Consider the following 17,426-nt stretch of genomic DNA (forward strand, 5'->3'; position numbering starts at 1 on the left):
GATCCTGCCCCGTCGCAACCGCCCCGTTCCCCTCCGCAATCCGGCCCCACAGACACAGCATTGCGGACCGACCGATGAGTGACTCTGGCCTTTCCGCGACGCCGCCCGCTGCTCCTGAGCAGCCGGTCAGCGCGAGCGCGCCGGCCGGTGCCTATCGGGTGCTGGCGCGGAAATATCGCCCCAACAGCTTCGACGATCTGATCGGCCAGGAAGCGGTGGTGCGCACCGTCTCCAACGCGTTCGATACCGGACGGATTCCGCAGGCCTGGATTCTCACCGGCGTTCGCGGCGTCGGCAAGACCACCACCGCGCGCATCCTCGCCCGGGCGCTGAATTACGAATTGCCGGACGGTTCGGTGAAGGGGCCGACCATCCACATGCCGGTGCATGGCGTGCACTGCAAGGCGATCATGGAAAGCCGGCACATGGACGTGCTGGAGATGGACGCCGCCTCGCACACCGGCGTCGACGACGTTCGCCAGATCAACGATAGCGTGCGCTACGCGCCGGCCTCCGCGCGCTACAAAGTGTACATCATCGACGAAGTCCACATGCTGTCGACGGCGGCGTTCAACGCCTTCCTGAAGACACTTGAGGAACCGCCGGAGCACGCAAAATTCGTGTTCGCCACCACCGAAATCCGGAAAGTGCCGGTGACGGTGCTGTCGCGCTGTCAGCGTTTCGATCTGCGCCGGGTCGAAGCCGACGTGCTGATGACGCATCTTGGCAATATCGCGCAGAAGGAAGGCGTCGAGGTCGAGCCTGAGGCGCTCGGAATCATCGCGCGCGCGGCCGAAGGCTCGGTGCGCGATTCGCTGTCGCTGTTCGACCAGGCGATCGCGCATGCGGCCGGCCTAGTGCGCGCCGACGCGGTGCGGCAGATGCTCGGCCTCGCCGACCGCACCCGCGTGATCGAACTGTTCGACGCACTGGCGCGCGGCGATATTGCAGCCGCCTTCGCTGAATTCCGAGACCAGTACGACACAGGTGCCGATCCGGTCGTCGTGCTGTCCGATCTCGCCGAATTCGTCAATTTCGTCACCCGCGTGAAGATCGTGCCGGCGATCGCCGACAACGTTGCGTTCGGTGAGACCGAGCGGGTGCGCGGCCGCGAATTCGCCGCCAAGCTGTCGATGCGGGTGCTGTCGCGGATGTGGCAGATGCTGCTGAAGGGCATCGCCGAGGTGCAGGGAGCGACCCGCCCGGCGGCCGCCGCCGAAATGGTGCTGGTGCGGATCGCCTATGCGGCAGACCTGCCGACGCCCGATGAAGTGCTGCGGATGTTGGAGCAGAGCGGTGGCGGCGATGCGCCGGCCATCTCAGGCGGTGGTGGCAGCAGCAGTCGCGGCGGTCCGTCCGCTTCCCTGGCGTCGGCCCCGGCTTTGTCCGCTCCCAGTGCGATGATGCCGCGTAGCGCACCGACCATGAGCGCCGCAACTGCGCCGACCATGCTGCGCGGCGGCCCCGACGGTGCGGCGCGTTCGCCGGTCAGCGCGCCGGCGCCAGCGCCCGAACCACCGGCGCTGAAGATCACGACGTTTCCGCAACTCGTCGCGCTGGCTTCCGAGAAGCGCGACGTGATGACTCGGCTAGCGCTCGAAGCCGATGTGCGGCTGGTGCGAATCGAGGACGGACGGCTCGAACTGGCGCTGGAGCCGAGCGCATCGCGCAGCCTGATCAACGATCTCGGCCGCAAGCTCGAACAATGGACCGGACGGCGCTGGACCGTGATCGTCTCCAACGCGCCAGGCGAGCCGACGCTGCGCCAGCAGAGCATGGCACAGCAGAACGAACGCGAGCGTGCGGCGGAGAACGATCCGCGAGTCCAGGAAGTGCTGGCGCGATTTCCCGGCGCCAAGCTGACGGTGCGGCGCCTCGCCCCCGAGCCGGTGGAGATCGAGTCTGATATGGACGATCCCTCCGAGCGAATCGACGACGACGATTAGCGATCTGAAAGGAAACCGATCATGGCTGACTTTCTCGGCATGATGAAACAGGCTGCCCAGCTTCAGTCGAAGATGAAGGCAATGCAGGCTGAGCTCGACCAGATCGAGGTCGAAGGCTTGTCCGGTGGTGGCCTCGTCAAGGTACGGATGAGCGCCAAGATGGAGGTGCGTGGCATCTCGATTGATCCGTCGCTGATCAAGGCCGACGAGCGCGAAGTGCTCGAAGACCTGCTGGTGGCGGCGCATGGCGACGCCCATCGCAAGGCGGAAGCCGCGATGCAGGAGAAGATGCAGGCCCTGACCGGCGGCCTCGGCCTGCCGCCCGGGCTCGGCCTGGGCTAGTCTTTCTGGCCTTTCGATTCGCGCCTTAGACGCTCGTCTCGTCAATGAGAGTGGCGGAGCGGTGCGTCGTCGCGTCTGATCAACACACGGAGACCCGATGGCCGGTGCCGCAGGCCCCGAGATCGAACGTCTGATTCAGTTGCTGGCGCGGCTACCCGGATTGGGGCCGCGCTCGGCGCGCCGCGCCGCGCTGCATTTGATCAAGAAGCGCGACGCGCTGATGGCGCCGCTCGCCTCCGCCCTGCAGGTTGCGATCGACAAGATCGAAGTGTGCAGCACCTGCGGCAACATCGATTCACAAAACCCGTGCACGGTGTGCACCGATCCGCGACGGGATTCCTCGATCATCGTGGTGGTGGCTGACGTTGCGGATTTGTGGGCACTCGAACGCGCCTCTGCCACAAACGGCCGGTACCACGTTCTGGGAGCGACGCTCTCGCCGCTCGACGGCGTCGGCCCCGAAGATCTGACGATCGACGCGTTGGTGAAGCGTGCACATGACCCCGGCGTTGCCGAGATCATCCTGGCGCTCAACGCCACCGTCGATGGCCAGACCACCGCACATTACGTCACCGACCTCTTGCAGGACGCCAACGTCAAGGTGACCCGGCTCGCTCACGGCGTGCCGGTCGGTGGCGAACTCGACTATCTCGACGAAGGTACGCTGTCGGCGGCGATGCGACAGCGCACCTTGTTCTGACCCAACCGGATTGGACCTGATGACTCAGCCACGCTTGACGCTCTCGACGATTGCCGCGCTCGCCCTGACGCTCGTTGCCTCCGGGGTGTCCGCGCAAGATTCGCCGCAGGGTGCGACGCAGGCAGCGCTGCCGAAGCCGACCGCGCTGCGGGTGGGCGACATTCTCAGCGGCGAGCTGAATGCGTTGAAGACGCGGGCCAAGGGCACAAAGGGCCCGGTGTATCAGCTCGTCAGCGATCCGCGCCGGTTGCCGGCACCGTCCGGGCTGTGCAACCTCGAGAATGGCCCGGAGACCTTCCAGATTGTCCCCGCCGACGATGCCCAGGCGGCGCAGCTCAAGTCACACCGCGGCAAGCAGGTGGCGCTGAAGGTCAGCTCGGTAGCGTGCGCCAACGAGCCCGGCCAGATGAGCGAGGCGGTGGTGACGAAATGGAGTCTGGTGAAGTAAGCGACGGGCTCTCGTCGGCGTTGCGAGGAGCGGGCGGCGCCTAAACCTTCACCGGTCCGAGCGCGGCGAAATGGCCGCGGCGTTGCAGCCACGCCAGCAGCACCAAGCTCGGCGCCGCGACCGCAACGCTGATGGTGAAGAACGCCGGCCAGCCGGTGGCCTGCGCGACGTATCCGGCGCTCGCGGACAGGTAGGTGCGGCCGACGGCGGCGAGGGCGGTGAGCAGCGCGTATTGCGTCGCAGTGTGCAGCGGGTTCTGGCACAGCGCCGACAGGTAGGCGACGAAGATCACGGTGCCGATCGCGCCGGTGAAATTTTCCACCGAGATCGCCAGCGCCAGCGCCCATTGGTTGACGCCGACGGTCGACAGCCAGGCGAACGCCAGATTCGACACCGCCTGCAGCACCGCACCGATCCATAGGCTCGCCACCAGCGAATAGCGCCGCGCCAGATAGCCGCCGGCGAAGCCGCCGATCAGCGTCGCCGCCAGCCCGACGCCCTTCACGATTGCCGCATAATCATTGCGCGAATAGCCGAGATCGATCACGAACGGCGCCGTCATGGTGCCGGAAAATGCATCGGTGAACTTGAACAGCACCACGAAGGAGAGAGCGGTGAGCGCGTCCTTGCGGGTGAGAAATTCGGTGAACGCCCCCAGAGCGGCGTGGATCACCCGCTTCAATGCGCTCTCGCCGCTGGTCGCCGCTTCGGCGCGGCGCGACTGTTCCGGCTCGGTGGCGAGCAGCGCGGTGACGGTGCCGATCAGCACCATCGCGGCCATCGTCACATAGCCCCACATCCATGCGGTGGTTCGGGTCAGTCCGGTACTTTCATAAGCGCTGACCAGGAACAGCACGCCGGCGGTGGAGATCAACATGCCGATGCGGTAGGCAGCCACGTAGGACGCCATGCCGGCAGCCTGCTCCTCTTCCGGCAGGCTCTCGACCCGGAACGCGTCGACCACGATGTCCTGGGTCGCCGAGGCGGTGGCGACCAGCAGCGCGCCGATTGCCACATACAGCGGCGACTTCGCCGGATCGGTGAGCGCCAGCAGCAGGATCGCGGCGATCAGCAGCAGTTGGACGAACACCAGCCAGCCGCGGCGGCGTCCGAATGCTCTGGTGAACAGCGGCACGTGCAGCGCATCGACCAGCGGCGCCCAGATGAACTTCAGCGTGTAGGGCGTGCCGACCAGCGCGAACAACCCGATCGTGCCGAGGTCGACGCCGGACTCCCGCATCCATACCAATAGGGTCGAGCCGGACAGCGCCAGCGGCAGCCCCGACGAGAACCCGAGGAACAGCACCACCAGCACCCGCGGCTGCAAGTACACCGCCATCGCCTCGCGCCAGCTCGGCTTGGTGGAGATCTGCGGAGCGGCGGGATCGGCCTCTGGCAGGCCGGCAGTAGGGCTGGTCATGGGATGAACCTATCCGATTCGGCGACACCGGGCGGACGGCCCGGCGGTCGCGGCCCGAGCGGGCTGCGTCAGCTCCGCGTCATTTCATCGATCCGGAAACTCGCTGCGGCGAACAGATCGGCGCGATCCGGCGCCAATGGGGCTTCGGGGGCAGGTGCTGATGCCGTCCCGGCGGCTTGGTCGGTGAAGTCCAGCTCCTCGATCCGAGCGGCGCGGCGCTCGATCTTGTCGGCGGAGATCAGGATCTGGCGGACGTCGTCCGTGACCTGGCCGAAATGGGTCTGCAGTTTGGTGACGCGCTCGCGCAGCCGAGCCAGATCGTCGCCAAGACTGAGCACCTCGGTGCGGATCTGGTCGGCGGCGTCCCGCATCCGAGCGTCTTTGAGGATCTGCTGCATCACCTGGATCGCCAGCATCAGCAGAGACGGCGACACCAGCACGACGCGAGCCCGGTAGGCTTTCTGAATGACGTCGTCGAAGCCTTCGTGGATTTCCGCATAGACCGACTCCGACGGGACGAACATCAGCGCGGTGTCCTGGGTCTCGCCGGGGATCAGGTATTTCGACGCGATATCGTCGACATGGCGCATCACGTCGGTGCGTAGCCGCTGCGAGGCCGCTTTCTTGGCTTCCTCGGTGGTCGCTTCGCGCAGCGCGGTGACCGCTTCGAGCGGGAACTTGGCGTCGATGCACAGCGGCGGCTGATTCGGCATCAGCACCACGCAGTCTGGCCGTTTGCCGGTCGACAGCGTGTACTGGAACGCGAACGAGCCTTTCGGCAGCCCGTCCTGCACGATCGTCTCCATCCGCGCCTGGCCGAAGGCGCCGCGGGCCTGCTTGTTGGCGAGCACGTCGCGGAGCGTCGTCACCTGGTCGGTCAGCTCGGTGAGGTTGTCGTGGGCACGGTCGATGATGCCGAGCCGCTCGTGCAGCGCCTGCAGGCTCTGCATGGTGTATCGGGTCGACTGGGTCAGCGACTGGCCGAACCGGTGGGTGACGCTGTCGAGCCGTTCGCTCATCGCCCGCGCCATCTCGGCCTGGCGGCCGGCGAGTGCCCGGCCCATCGCATCGACCCGGCCGTTGGCCTCGTGCTGAGCCCGCATCAAAAGCGCCAGTCGTTGATCGATTTCCGCGGTCCGCCGCGTGGCGCTGCCACGGGCGATCAGCACGACGATGGTCGTCAGCAGGACCAGCGCCAGGGCGGCGAAAACGGCGGCGGCCATGCCGATGTTGACCGGCAGATCGCCGAGCCTGAACAGAATCTGGTCCATCGCCGCCGGTGTAGCAGATTGCACAGCCATCAAGAACGAAGATAGAACATGACGCTGAACAGACCTTTAAGGCGAGCCGCGCCGAAAGTGGCAGAAGCTCCGGTCGGTCCCGGATTGACCGCAACGTCGGCGCCGCTTAAATCGCCGCCATGGCCCTACGCGAAATCATCATTCTGCCCGACAAACGGCTGCGCGAGATCTCCAAGCCCGTCACCGAGGTGACGACCGAGATCCGCAAACTCGCCGACGACATGTTCGAGAGCATGTACGAGGCCCCCGGGATCGGACTGGCGGCGATCCAGATCGCCGAGCCGGTGCGGCTGATCACGATGGACATCGTTCGCAAGGAGGGCGACGGCAAGAGCGATCCGCGCGCCTTCATCAATCCTGAGATCGTCGGCGCGTCCTCGGAGATGAACGTTTACGAGGAAGGCTGCCTCTCGATCCCGGAATACTATGCCGAGGTCGAGCGCCCGAAGACGGTGCGGATCCGCTACACCGATCTCGACGGCAACGTGAAGGAAGAGGACGCCGACGGCCTGTTCGCGACCTGCATCCAGCACGAGATCGATCATCTCAACGGCGTGCTGTTCGTCGATCACCTGTCGAAGCTGAAACGCGCGATGGTGATCCGCAAGTTCGAGAAGGCTGCCAAGCGCGGCATCAAGTACGTCTGAGCGCTCGCGAAGGTGATCGGCCGGCGCGTTGCGACGCTCGGCCCTCCGTCGCCCAGACCTGTCCGGGACCTTCACGCCATGCCGCTTCGCCTCGTCTTCATGGGAACGCCCGAGTTCGCGGTACCGACGCTGCTGGCGCTGGCGGCTCATGGCCACGACATCGCCGCGGTTTATACGCGCGAGCCGAAGCCTGCCGGTCGGGGCATGAAGCTGCAGGAGACGCCGGTGGCGCTCGCCGCGCACCGGTTGCAGGCGCCCGTGCTGACGCCGAAGACGCTACGCACCGATGAAGCACTGGCGAATTTTCGCGCCCACGAGGCGGATGCGGCCGTCGTCGTCGCTTATGGCATGATCCTGCCACAGGCGATTCTCGATGCCCCCGAGCTCGGCTGCTACAATTTGCACGGTTCGCTGCTGCCGCGCTGGCGCGGCGCCGCGCCGCTCAATCGCGCCATCATGGCCGGCGACGCCGAGACCGGCGTGATGGTGATGAAAATGGACGCCGGGCTGGACACCGGCGATGTCGCGATGGCCGAGCGCATCGCCATTACCGATGCCATGACGGTCACGGACGTGCACGATCAGCTTGCCAGGCTCGGTGCCGATCTGATGGTGCGGGCGATGGCGGCGCTGGAGCGCGGCGGGCTGCAGCTCACCAAACAGAGCGAAGACGGCGTCACTTACGCGGCCAAGATCGACAAGGCCGAAGCCAAGATCGACTTCGCCAAGCCGACGCGGGCGGTGCTGCGCCACATCCACGGCCTGTCGCCGTTTCCGGGGGCGTGGTGCGAACTGCCGATCGAAGGTCAGCCGGTGCGGATCAAGGTGCTACGCTGCGCGATCGCGGACGGGCGTGGGGAGCCCGGCGAGGTGATCGGCGACCATCTCACCATCGCCTGTGGTGATGGGGCGATCCGGGTGTCGCAGCTGCAGCGCGCCGGCAAGCAGCCGATGACCGCCGAAGAATTTCTGCGCGGCACGCCGATCGCGAAGGGTGTGCGGGTGGGTTAGGGCTGAGGCGCAGCCTGAGCCTGAGCGCCACCCCACCTTCGGTCGTCACCACCCGCGAAAGCGGGTGGCCCAGTATCCCAGAGCGTTCGTGATCTGTTACTGACGTTCTGCAATACTGGGTCGCCCGGTCGAGCCGGGCGATGACGACAGAATTCGGGGCTACGCCGCGCCCTAAAGATGAGTCGCATGCCCCGCTACAAACTCACCATCGAATATGACGGCGCGCCGTTTTGTGGCTGGCAGTTGCAGCCGGCACTGCCGTCGGTGCAGGGCGCGCTGGAGGTTGCGGCGCTGGCGACCTGCGGCGAGGCGGTGCGGGTCCACGGCGCCGGCCGCACCGACGCCGGCGTGCATGCGCTGGGTCAGGTCGCGCATGTCGATATTCCGAAGCCGTTCCGCGCCGACAAGCTCCGCGACGCGCTGAATGCCCATCTGCGCCCCAACCCGGTGGCGGTGCTGGCAGCCGAGATCGTACCCGACACGTTCGAGGCGCGGTTCTCGGCCGTGAGGCGGCACTATCGCTACCGCATCGCCAACCGCCGCTCCAATCTGGCGCTCGACCTCGGCAAGGTGTGGCGGGTGCCAAAGCAGCTCGACACCGATGCGATGCACCGTGCCGCGCAGGTGCTGATCGGCAAGCACGACTTCACCACATTCCGCGACACCGAGTGTCAGGCCGCCTCGCCTGAAAAGACGCTCGACGTGCTCGACGTGGTTCGCGACGGCGATGCGGTCGATATCATCACCAACGCGCGCTCCTATCTGCACAGCCAGGTCCGCTCGATGGTCGGCTCGCTGGTGTGGGTCGGCGAAGGCCGCTGGACCGCCGACGATCTCGCCGCCGCGCTCGCCGCGCGTCGCCGCTCTGCCTGCGGCCCAGTCGCGCCGCCGGAAGGGTTGTATCTGATGCAGGTGGATTACTGAGCGGCGCGGCCGTCATTCCGGGGCGCGCGTGAAACGCGCGAACCCGGAATCCCGATGTTGTCGCGAATTCAGTGGTGCCCTGAATCTCGGGATTCCGGTTTCGCGAGCTGTGCTCGCGCCCCGGAATGACGGGGAGAGTCAGGCGAAATATCTCTGCAGCACGCCGCGGTAGATCGCGGTGAGTTTGTCGAGGTCGCTGACCGGCGTGCGCTCGTCGATCTGGTGCATGGTCTGGCCGACCAAGCCGAATTCGACCACCTGGCAATATTTCGCGATGAAGCGAGCGTCGGATGTGCCGCCGCCGGTGTTGAGCTCGGGCGTGCGTCCGGTGACCTCGGCGATCGCGGCGCCGACCAGATCGGTGAAGGCGCCGGGCTTGGTGACGAACACATCGGCGTTCGACGGCAGCCATTCGATGTGGGCGCGGATGCGGTTGCCACACGCCGCAGCCAGCCGCTGCTCGACCAGTGCCTTCAGCGTTTCCTGAGTGTGGTGATCGTTGAAGCGGATGTTGAATTTGGCGCGCGCTTGCGCCGGGATCACGTTGGTGGCCGGATTGCCGACATCGACCGAGGTGAATTCCAGGTTGGACGGCTGGAATTGCGCCGAGCCGTGATCGAGCGGCTCGTCGTTCAGCGTGGTGATCAGCCGGGCGATATCCGGCACCGGATTGGCGGCGCGGTGCGGATAGGCGACGTGGCCCTGCACACCGTCGACGATCAGCACGCCGGATTGCGAGCCGCGCCGGCCGATCTTGATGGTGTCGCCGATCGTCTCGACATTGCTCGGCTCACCGACGATGCAGTGATCGAATTGCTCGCCGCGCTCGGCGGCCCATTGCAGCAGCTTGACGGTGCCGTTGACCGCGACGTCTTCCTCGTCGCCGGTGATCAGGAACGAGATCGAGCCCTTGGGTTGGCCGCCGGTCGCCGCCAGGTAGTCCAGCGTCGCTGCGACCGCGCAGGCGATACCACCTTTCATGTCGACCGCACCGCGGCCGTACAGCAGGCCGTCCGCAACGTCGCCGGCGAACGCGCCGTGGGTCCAGGCACTGGCATCGCCCGGCGGCACCACGTCGGTGTGCCCGGCGAAGCAAAGATGCGGCGCGCCGTCGCCGATCCGCGCATACAGATTGTCGATGTCGGCGGTGCCCGGCTCCGAGAAGGTGACGCGATGCACCGTGAAGCCCGCCCCCTTGAGCAGCGTCTCCAGCACGTCGAGTGCGCCGGCGTCCGCCGGAGTCACGGACGGGCAGCGCAGCAGGTTTTGGGCGATCGAAAGCGCAGTCGGAGTCGAGGTCATCAGGTCAGCGTGCCTTGCGGCTCCAACGGGTCGGGGCCGTATTGGTTAGGACCGGGGGTACCGCGCAGGCAGCCGAGTTCGACGAAGCCCCAGATCGCGATGCCGAGCCCGATCAGCGCCAGCACGAGGCTGACGGGGCTGTCCTCCATGGTCTGATTTGAGCCACCAAGCAGGCTCGGGCCGAACCAGAACAGCAGGATCCACCAACCGCTCTTATCGCGGTCGTGCAGCCGTTTGACGCCGGTGGCCAGGCCCGACCAGGTGCCGGCAAGGCCGAGTGCAATCGCGATCAGCCAGATCAGTATTGCGCCGCCGGCGAAGCGGAATAGCTGGTCGGGATCGATGCCGCCGAGCCAAGTGATGGCGAGCACGGTGAACACCATCCAGGCGGCGACGTAGATCAGTCCGACCAACCAGTATTTGGCGCGGTTGATGCGACCTCGAAAGCTGAAGAACAGCGTGGTCCAGTCCATCCGCGCCTCCTCTGGGGATCAGTCTCGCAGCAATTCGTTGATCGAGGTCTTGGAACGGGTGCGCTCGTCGACGCGCTTGACGATCACCGCGCAGGCGGTGGCCGGGCCGGGGGCGCCGTTCTTCATCGGCTTGCCGGGCAGGGTGCCGGGCACCAGCACGGCATATTCCGGCACTTCGCCAACGAAGACTTCGCCGGTCTCTCGGTCGACGATCTTGGTCGACGCACCGAGGAAAACCCCCATCGCCAGCACAGCACCCTTGCGGACGATCACGCCCTCGGCGACCTCGGAGCGCGCGCCGATGAAGCAGTCATCCTCGATGATCACCGGTCCGGCCTGCAGCGGCTCGAGTACCCCGCCGATGCCGGCGCCGCCGGAAATGTGCACGCGCTTACCGATCTGGGCGCAGGAGCCAACGGTCGCCCAGGTGTCGACCATGGTGCTTTCATCGACGTAAGCGCCGAGATTGACGAACGACGGCATCAGCACTGCGTTCTTGGCGATAAAGGCAGAGCGGCGCACGATCGCGCCCGGCACCGCGCGGAAGCCGGCTTCGCGGAAGCGGTTCTCACCCCAACCCTCGAACTTCGACGGCACCTTGTCCCACCAGTTGGCACCGCCCGGCCCGCCGGCGATCACGCCCATGTCGTTGAGCCGGAACGACAGCAGCACCGCCTTCTTCAGCCACTGATTGACTGTCCAAGCGCCGGAGGCATCACGCTGCGCGACCCGCACCTTGCCCTGGTCGAGCAGATCGAGTGAGTCCTCAACGGCCTGACGGATCTCGCCCTGCGTCGCCGCGGTGACGGTGTCGCGCGCGTCGAAAGCGGCGTTGATGGTAGATTCCAGGGCGGTGAGCGGCATCGACGGGTCCTTGGGAAGGCTGATTTCAGGGAGAGTTTTGCGGAGTGTTGTCCGGATTCGACCAGAGAGAGTCAAGGCTGGGCGAGGGGCGCTGAAGTGGGGGGCGGCAATCGCAGACGCTCTGGAATACTGGGGCGCCCGTCTGCGTGCGCGATGACGTCTTTCTTTGGGGAGGCTCGCCGCCCTACTTCGCGGGGCTCAGCTTCCCCAAAAACCCCGTCAGATCGTCGGTCACGTGATCGACGTGGGCGGCGTCGCGGCCTTCGAGCTCCCAGTCTTCGCGCACCACGTCCTGGCTGTCGTCAGGCACCACCAGCACCGTGGTCATGCCGAGCTGGTGCGGTACGGTGAGGTTGCGGGCGAGGTCTTCGAACATCGCGGCGCGGGCCGGGTCGACGCCGTGGCGGTCGAGAAAGCGGCGGTAGGTCTGCGGTGCCGGCTTCGGCTCGAGCTCAGCGGCGATGATGTCGAACACCGCTTCAAAATGATGACCGATGCCGAGCCGCTCCAGCACCTTGCCGGCGTGCGCGGTCGAGCCGTTGGTCAGGATCAGCTTGCGGCCTGGCAGTCGCTCGATGGCATCGCCCATCGCCGGATTCGGCAGCAGCGGCGAATGGTCGATCGCGTGGACGTAAGCTAGGTAGTCGTCGGCGTGGACGCCGTGCTCGGTCATCATCCCGCGCATCGTGGTGCCGTAGCGCTTGTAGTAGTCCTTCTGGATGCGGAAGGCTTCTTCCGGCGGCACTTTCAGCCAATCGGAGACGAAGTCGCGAATCCGCGCATCGACCTGCTGCCACAGATTGAGATGATGCGGGTACAGCGTGTTGTCGAGATCGAACACCCAGGTCTCAACGTGATCGAAGCCGCGCTTGCCGAGCTGCATCATGGTGCGGACAACCTCAATGTCTTACCGCTACTTAGATCGACGGCGGCAAAGCCGGTGGCGGCGAGGCCGCGGGCCGCGCAATCTCCCTGCTCGCCGATCTCGAACTTGCTGTCGCGCGTGCACAGCGTGGTGCCGCCGCCCCAGTTGAGCGCGCGGCCCTTGATGGTGACCGGCCGGCCGCTACTGTCGACCGCTTCGGCGAAGCTGAACACCCGCTTCGGCTGGGCGCCGAGGTCCGGGCGCAGGCACTGGCCGGGCGCGACGCCGTACCAGCCGCGGCTGGTGATGGTCTTGCCGTCGTCTTCGGCGACCGCTGCCATGATCTTGTACTTGGTGTCGTTGCACCAGGTCAGCCCGCTGCCGGACGGCTGCTGCACCGCCTTGATCATCACGTCGAAGAAATCCGGTGCATCGACGATTTCGGGCTTCAGGCCGCGGCTCTTGAGAAAGGCGGACAGCGCCGCCTGCGTCTTCGGTCCGTCGACGCCATCGATCGGTGAAGCGTCGTAGCCGGCGATCACCAACAGCCGCTGGATCGCGGCGAGCTTGGCCTGCTCGTCGTCATAGCCGGAGTCCTCGGCCAGATACGCGATCTTGTTGCCGTCCTCGGTGTCGGTCGGCTTGATCTCGGTGAAGGCGGCGAGCGTCTGGCCGCCGCGGCATTGCCGCGCGGCGGCGATGACGAAATTGTCCTCGGCGATGCACAGCCGGTCGGTGCCGTTCTGCGGCAGCGGCGAGACGCCGTACACCGGCAGCGCGCGGGCATTCAGCATGATGCGGTCAGCGTTGAGCGCGCCTTGCACCACGACCCGGCATTGCGCCGGATCGATCCGCAGCCATCCGCGCGACGCGGTGGTGCCGTTGGAATCCACCCCGATTGCCGTCTCGACCACGTAGCTCATGCGGTTGCAGAGCTTGAGGTCGGCGTGAGCCGCGGAGGTGAGGGAGAGAGTGGTGACAATGGTGGCGAGGGCGCGTGATCTCCACCCCGTCATGCCCGGCCTTGTGCCGGGCATCCACGTCTTGCTGAGGAAACCGCCGGAAAGACGTGGATGGCCGGGACGAGCCCGGCCATGACGGATGTTATCGCCGCCGCCCCGCATCACTTGTGGATCAGCGTGCCGGTGCCCTGGTTGGTGAACAGTTCGAGCAGCACTGCGTGCGGGACCTTGCCGTCGAGGATGACGACGCCTTCGACGCCCTGTTCGAGCGCGTAGATGCAGGTCTCTACCTTGGGGATCATGCCGCCCGAGATGGTGCCGTCCGCGATCAGCTTGCGGGCATCCTTGATCGACAGTTCGGGGATCAGCTTCTTGTTCTGGTCGAGCACGCCCGGCACGTCTGTCAGCAACAGCAGACGCTTGGCCCGCAGCGCGCCGGCAACGGCGCCGGCAAAGGTGTCGGCATTGACGTTGAAGGTTTGGCCCGACGCGGAGGTCGCGAGCGGCGCCAGCACCGGGATCAGTTCGTGGCCGATCAGCTGGTTGAGCAGGGTCAGGTCGACCTTCTCCGGCTCGCCGACGAAACCGAGATCGATCACCTCTTCGATGCGCGAATCCGGATCGACCATGGTTCGCGTCGCCTTGGTGGCGGACACCATGTTGCCGTCCTTGCCGCACAGGCCGACGGCCTTGCCGCCGGCCTCGTTGATGTAGCCGACTAGTTGCTTATTGATCGAGCCGGCCAGCACCATCTCGACGATCTCGATGGTGGCGGCGTCGGTGATGCGCAGGCCTGCAGCGAATTCAGACTTGATGCCAAGTCGCTTGAGCATCTGCGCGATCTGCGGGCCGCCGCCGTGCACCACCACAGGGTTCACCGCGGTCTGCTCGAGCAGCACGATGTCGCGCGCGAACGCCTTGGCGGTGTCCTCGGCGCCCATGGCGTGACCGCCGTATTTGATGACGATGGTTTCTTCGTCGTAGCGCTGCATGTGCGGCAGCGCTTCGGACAGAATCCGGGCCTGATCGAGCGGGCTGATGACGGGCGCGTCGGTCATGAAGCGGTCTTTCGAGCTGAAGGGACGATCTGAACGAGCAATTCCGGGGCCGTTGCGGCGGGACAGATCGCTAGCATTTCGGCGCGGCCGATCCTAGGGGCGGAATCCGCGGCCCGGGTTATCGCTAGCGCCGTGGCCACAGTGCGGCGACTGCGAGCAACAGCCAGCTGCCGATCAGCAACGAGCCACCGGTCGGCGCCGCCATCGGAAACAGGCCGTGGCCTGTGAACTGCCGCAGTGTCAGCGCGCCGGCGAACAGCGCTGTGCCGAGCACGAAGCCGAACACCGCCGCCAGTCCGGCAATCCGGTGGGCGATGCCGCGCTCCACCAACAGCACTGCTGCGGAAATCGCGCAGGCGTGAAACAGCAGCATTGACGACGCCGGGCCGAGCCGGCTGGCATCCGGCAGATGCGCGCTCGCCGCCGCGAGGGCGACGCCGGCACCGCCGTACAGCCCGGCGATCACGATCGGCAGGCGGAGCAAAAAGTTCATCAGCGACGCTCGTCGAGCAGGCGGATCATCGCCGCCCGCAGCTCCGGCATCCCTGCCCCGGTGCGTGAGGAGGTGGTGAGCACTTCCGGGAATGCGGCAGGGTGCTTCGCCAGTGCCGCGACGGTCGCGGTCACCCGCTCGGCGAGCTCGGCGGCTTTGACCTGATCGGCCTTGGTCAGCACGATCTGGTAGCTGACGGCGGCCTTGTCGAGCGTCTTCAGGATGTCGAGGTCGACGTCCTTCAGCCCGTGGCGGCCGTCGATCAGCACATAGACGCGGGCCAGTGTGGCGCGGCCCTGCAGGAAGTGGTGGATCAGCGAGGTCCAGGACGCGACCTTGGCCTTGGAGGCGGCGGCGTAGCCGTAGCCGGGCATGTCGACCAGCCGCAGCCCGGCATTCGGCGGGCCTTCGAAGAAGATCAATTCCTGAGTCCGGCCCGGGGTGTGCGAGGTCCGGGCCAGCGCGTTGCGGCCGGTGAGCGCATTGATCAGGCTGGACTTGCCGACATTGGAGCGGCCCGCGAAGGCAATCTCGACGCTGCCCATCGGCGGCAGAGTCTCGATCGACGGCGACGCCCAGATGAAATGCCAGTCGCCGGCAAACATCTTGCGGCCGCGTTCGATCAGGTCGGGATCGATGGCGTCGGTCATGCGGCGAGGCTCCGAAACTGATGCGGGCCTTGGCCCGGTGCTGGCGTCGTTCCCGCGCCCTCGTGAAACCAGCGAAACCGGAATCGCCGTGCAGCTCGAAATTCCAGGGCTGCGCGCCTCACGGCACGCAGCCCGGAATGACGAGGTCGTCTCAGGTCGGCTTTTTCTTCTTGGCGAAGCTGGTTCTCAGATTGTCCCAGAGCTCCACCTTCACGCCGTTGCGCTGCATGATGAAGGCCTGCTGCGCCACCGACAGAGTGTTGTTCCAGGCCCAGTAGATCACCAGACCGGCCGGGAAGTGCGCCAGCATGAAGGTGAAGATCACCGGCATCCAGGCGAAGATCATCTGCTGGGTCGGATCCGGCGGCTGCGGGTTCAGCTTCATCTGGAACCACATCGTGAAGCCCATCACCAGCGGCCAGGCACCGAGCACCAGATAGTGGCCGAGCACCGGGATCGCGGTCGGATCGTAGGGGATCAGGCCGAACAGGTTGAAGATGTTGGTCGGATCCGGTGCCGAGAGGTCGTGAATCCAGCCGAAGAACGGCGCGTGCCGCATTTCGATGGTAACGAACAGCACCTTGTACAGCGAGAAGAACACCGGGATCTGCAGCAGGATCGGAAGACATCCGGCGACCGGATTGATCTTCTCCTTGCGGTAGATCTCCATCATTTCCTGCTGCTGCTTTACCTTGTCGTCGGGGTGGCGCTCCTTGAGCGCGGCAAGCTGCGGCTGGATCGCCTTCATCTTCGCCATCGAGGCGTAAGACTTGTTGGCGAGCGGCAGGAACAAGAGCTTGACCAGCACCGTCACCAGCAGAATGGCGACGCCGAAATTCCCGACCAGATGGAAGAAGAAGTCCAGCGCCAGGAACATCGGCTTGGTGATGAAGTAGAACCAGCCCCAGTCGATCAACAGGTCGAAATGGTTCAGGCCGAGCTGGCGGTCGTAACCGCCGAGGCCGGCGAACGGGAAGTTGATGCCGACCACCCGCGCTTCCTTGGCGCCGGCGAACAGCCGTGCGTTCGCGGTAACGGTGCCGCCGATCGGAACGGTGCGGGCGTCTTCGAGATAATCGGTCTGATAGGTGGTGACGTTGCCGACCTTGTTGGCCGAGAACCGCGCCTGGAGCTGGGCGCTGGTGTCGGGCAGCAGCGCCGAGGCCCAGTACTTGTCGGTGATGCCGAGCCAGCCGTTGGTCGCCTTGAAGCCGACCGACTTGGCCTCGTCGATCTTGCTGTAGCTGTATTCCTGCAGGCCCTGGTCGCCGAGATAACCGATCAGGCCTTCGTGCAGGATGTAGTAGCCTTCGACGTGCGGGGTGCCGTGGCGCGAGATCAGCGCGAACGGATACAGCGTTACCGGGGCGCCGCCGGTGTTGGTGACGTCGTCCTTGACGGTGAACAGATAGCGGTCGTCGACGGTGATCTGGCGGCGGAAGGTGAGACCTTCGCCGTTATCCCATTTCAGCGTGACCGGATTGGCCGGTGTCAGGGCGCCGGTGCCTTCCTGCTCCCACAGCGTGTTTTGGTCCGGCAGCTTGACGCTGGCGCCGGCGGCACCGACCCAACCGAATTCGGCGTAATACGGCCGGGCGCTGCCCGACGGCGAGAACAGCTCGATCGGTGGCGACTTCGGATCGACCGTTTCGCGATATTGCATCAGCGCCAGATCGTCGATCCGGGCGCCCTTCAGCGCGATCGAGCCGGACAGGCGCGGAGTTTCGACCTTGATGCGCGGCCCGGCAGCAAGCGCGGCTTCGCGGCTGACGGTCGGAGCCGCGGCCGGCTGCTGCGGGCTTGCGGGAGCCGAACCCGGGGCGCCAGGCGCGGCCGGTGCGGCGGCGGGTGAAGCTGCGCCCGGCGTTTGGGTTTCAGCCTGCTGCTTGGCGGCCTGCTGCTGCGCCTGCTGGGCGGCGCGCTGCTTTTCCATCTGCGGGATGTTGAAGAAGTACTGCCAGCCGAGCAGCACGAGGCCCGACAGAACGACGGCGAGGATGGTGTTGCGATTGTCGGACAT

18 protein-coding genes are annotated in these 17,426 nt (G+C 66.0%); 7 read left to right on the top strand and 11 right to left on the bottom strand.

Features of this window, described 5'->3' with window-relative positions; all coding sequences use genetic code 11:
• The first annotated feature begins 74 nt into the window (after positions 1-74).
• The 4 genes from HZF03_RS03115 (at position 75) to HZF03_RS03130 (ending at position 3,436) form a co-directional block, all read left to right on the top strand.
• A complete protein-coding gene (locus HZF03_RS03115; RefSeq protein WP_119017392.1) occupies positions 75-1,946 on the top strand; it encodes a DNA polymerase III subunit gamma/tau in 1,872 nt (623 codons plus the stop codon).
• 21 nt (positions 1,947-1,967) lie between these two features.
• Complete coding sequence (locus HZF03_RS03120) at positions 1,968-2,288, top strand: YbaB/EbfC family nucleoid-associated protein (protein ID WP_012494280.1); 321 nt, start codon at positions 1,968-1,970, stop codon at positions 2,286-2,288.
• Between the two features lie 97 nt (positions 2,289-2,385).
• Positions 2,386-2,988 carry a recombination mediator RecR gene (recR, locus tag HZF03_RS03125; protein WP_011156185.1) on the top strand — a complete coding sequence of 201 codons (603 nt, stop codon included), beginning with the start codon at positions 2,386-2,388 and terminating at the stop codon, positions 2,986-2,988.
• A gap of 19 nt (positions 2,989-3,007) precedes the next feature.
• On the top strand, positions 3,008-3,436 hold the full coding sequence (locus HZF03_RS03130) for a hypothetical protein (protein WP_011156186.1): 429 nt from the start codon (positions 3,008-3,010) through the stop codon (positions 3,434-3,436).
• A 40-nt stretch (positions 3,437-3,476) separates the two neighbouring features.
• Here the strand turns inward: HZF03_RS03130 and HZF03_RS03135 are convergent, their stop codons facing one another.
• Positions 3,477-4,856: an AmpG family muropeptide MFS transporter gene (locus HZF03_RS03135; protein ID WP_420853839.1), complete on the bottom strand. Its 1,380-nt coding sequence runs from the start codon at positions 4,854-4,856 to the stop codon at positions 3,477-3,479.
• 68 nt (positions 4,857-4,924) lie between these two features.
• On the bottom strand, positions 4,925-6,127 hold the full coding sequence (locus HZF03_RS03140) for a DNA recombination protein RmuC (RefSeq protein ID WP_119017393.1): 1,203 nt from the start codon (positions 6,125-6,127) through the stop codon (positions 4,925-4,927).
• Positions 6,128-6,276: 149 nt separating this feature from the next.
• On the opposite strand from HZF03_RS03140, the gene def reads away from it, so the two are divergent.
• The 3 genes from def (at position 6,277) to truA (ending at position 8,739) form a co-directional block, all read left to right on the top strand.
• On the top strand, positions 6,277-6,804 hold the full coding sequence (def, locus tag HZF03_RS03145; RefSeq protein WP_011156189.1) for a peptide deformylase: 528 nt from the start codon (positions 6,277-6,279) through the stop codon (positions 6,802-6,804).
• A gap of 78 nt (positions 6,805-6,882) precedes the next feature.
• Positions 6,883-7,815 (top strand): methionyl-tRNA formyltransferase, encoded by a 933-nt coding sequence (fmt, locus tag HZF03_RS03150; protein WP_119017394.1) that lies wholly within the window; start codon positions 6,883-6,885, stop codon positions 7,813-7,815.
• A gap of 186 nt (positions 7,816-8,001) precedes the next feature.
• Complete coding sequence (truA, locus tag HZF03_RS03155) at positions 8,002-8,739, top strand: tRNA pseudouridine(38-40) synthase TruA (RefSeq protein ID WP_012494285.1); 738 nt, start codon at positions 8,002-8,004, stop codon at positions 8,737-8,739.
• Positions 8,740-8,877: 138 nt separating this feature from the next.
• On the opposite strand, the gene dapE is transcribed toward truA, so the two are convergent.
• From dapE to yidC, 9 genes are all read right to left on the bottom strand, one after another.
• A complete protein-coding gene (gene dapE, locus HZF03_RS03160; protein WP_119017395.1) occupies positions 8,878-10,041 on the bottom strand; it encodes a succinyl-diaminopimelate desuccinylase in 1,164 nt (387 codons plus the stop codon).
• Positions 10,041-10,514: a DUF805 domain-containing protein gene (locus HZF03_RS03165; RefSeq protein WP_119017396.1), complete on the bottom strand. Its 474-nt coding sequence runs from the start codon at positions 10,512-10,514 to the stop codon at positions 10,041-10,043. The genes dapE and HZF03_RS03165 overlap by 1 nt, the downstream gene beginning before the upstream one ends.
• An 18-nt stretch (positions 10,515-10,532) precedes the next feature.
• Positions 10,533-11,378, bottom strand: a complete 846-nt coding sequence (gene dapD / locus HZF03_RS03170; protein WP_119017397.1) for a 2,3,4,5-tetrahydropyridine-2,6-dicarboxylate N-succinyltransferase — start codon at positions 11,376-11,378, stop codon at positions 10,533-10,535.
• A 184-nt stretch (positions 11,379-11,562) separates the two neighbouring features.
• Positions 11,563-12,264 (bottom strand): pyrimidine 5'-nucleotidase, encoded by a 702-nt coding sequence (locus tag HZF03_RS03175; protein WP_119017398.1) that lies wholly within the window; start codon positions 12,262-12,264, stop codon positions 11,563-11,565.
• Complete coding sequence (locus tag HZF03_RS03180) at positions 12,261-13,280, bottom strand: DUF1036 domain-containing protein (RefSeq protein WP_119017399.1); 1,020 nt, start codon at positions 13,278-13,280, stop codon at positions 12,261-12,263. Before HZF03_RS03180 ends, HZF03_RS03175 begins: the two co-directional genes overlap by 4 nt.
• An 86-nt stretch (positions 13,281-13,366) precedes the next feature.
• Complete coding sequence (gene argB, locus HZF03_RS03185) at positions 13,367-14,263, bottom strand: acetylglutamate kinase (protein ID WP_012494288.1); 897 nt, start codon at positions 14,261-14,263, stop codon at positions 13,367-13,369.
• Between the two features lie 124 nt (positions 14,264-14,387).
• Positions 14,388-14,756 carry a DUF423 domain-containing protein gene (locus HZF03_RS03190; RefSeq protein ID WP_119017400.1) on the bottom strand — a complete coding sequence of 123 codons (369 nt, stop codon included), beginning with the start codon at positions 14,754-14,756 and terminating at the stop codon, positions 14,388-14,390.
• Positions 14,756-15,406, bottom strand: coding sequence for a ribosome biogenesis GTP-binding protein YihA/YsxC (gene yihA, locus HZF03_RS03195; protein WP_011156199.1), 651 nt, complete (start codon positions 15,404-15,406; stop codon positions 14,756-14,758). Before yihA ends, HZF03_RS03190 begins: the two co-directional genes overlap by 1 nt.
• A 151-nt stretch (positions 15,407-15,557) precedes the next feature.
• Entirely contained in the window at positions 15,558-17,426 is a 1,869-nt protein-coding gene (gene yidC / locus HZF03_RS03200; RefSeq protein WP_119017401.1) for a membrane protein insertase YidC, read from the bottom strand.

The organism is Rhodopseudomonas palustris, assembly GCF_013415845.1.
GTDB lineage: Bacteria > Pseudomonadota > Alphaproteobacteria > Rhizobiales > Xanthobacteraceae > Rhodopseudomonas > Rhodopseudomonas palustris_F.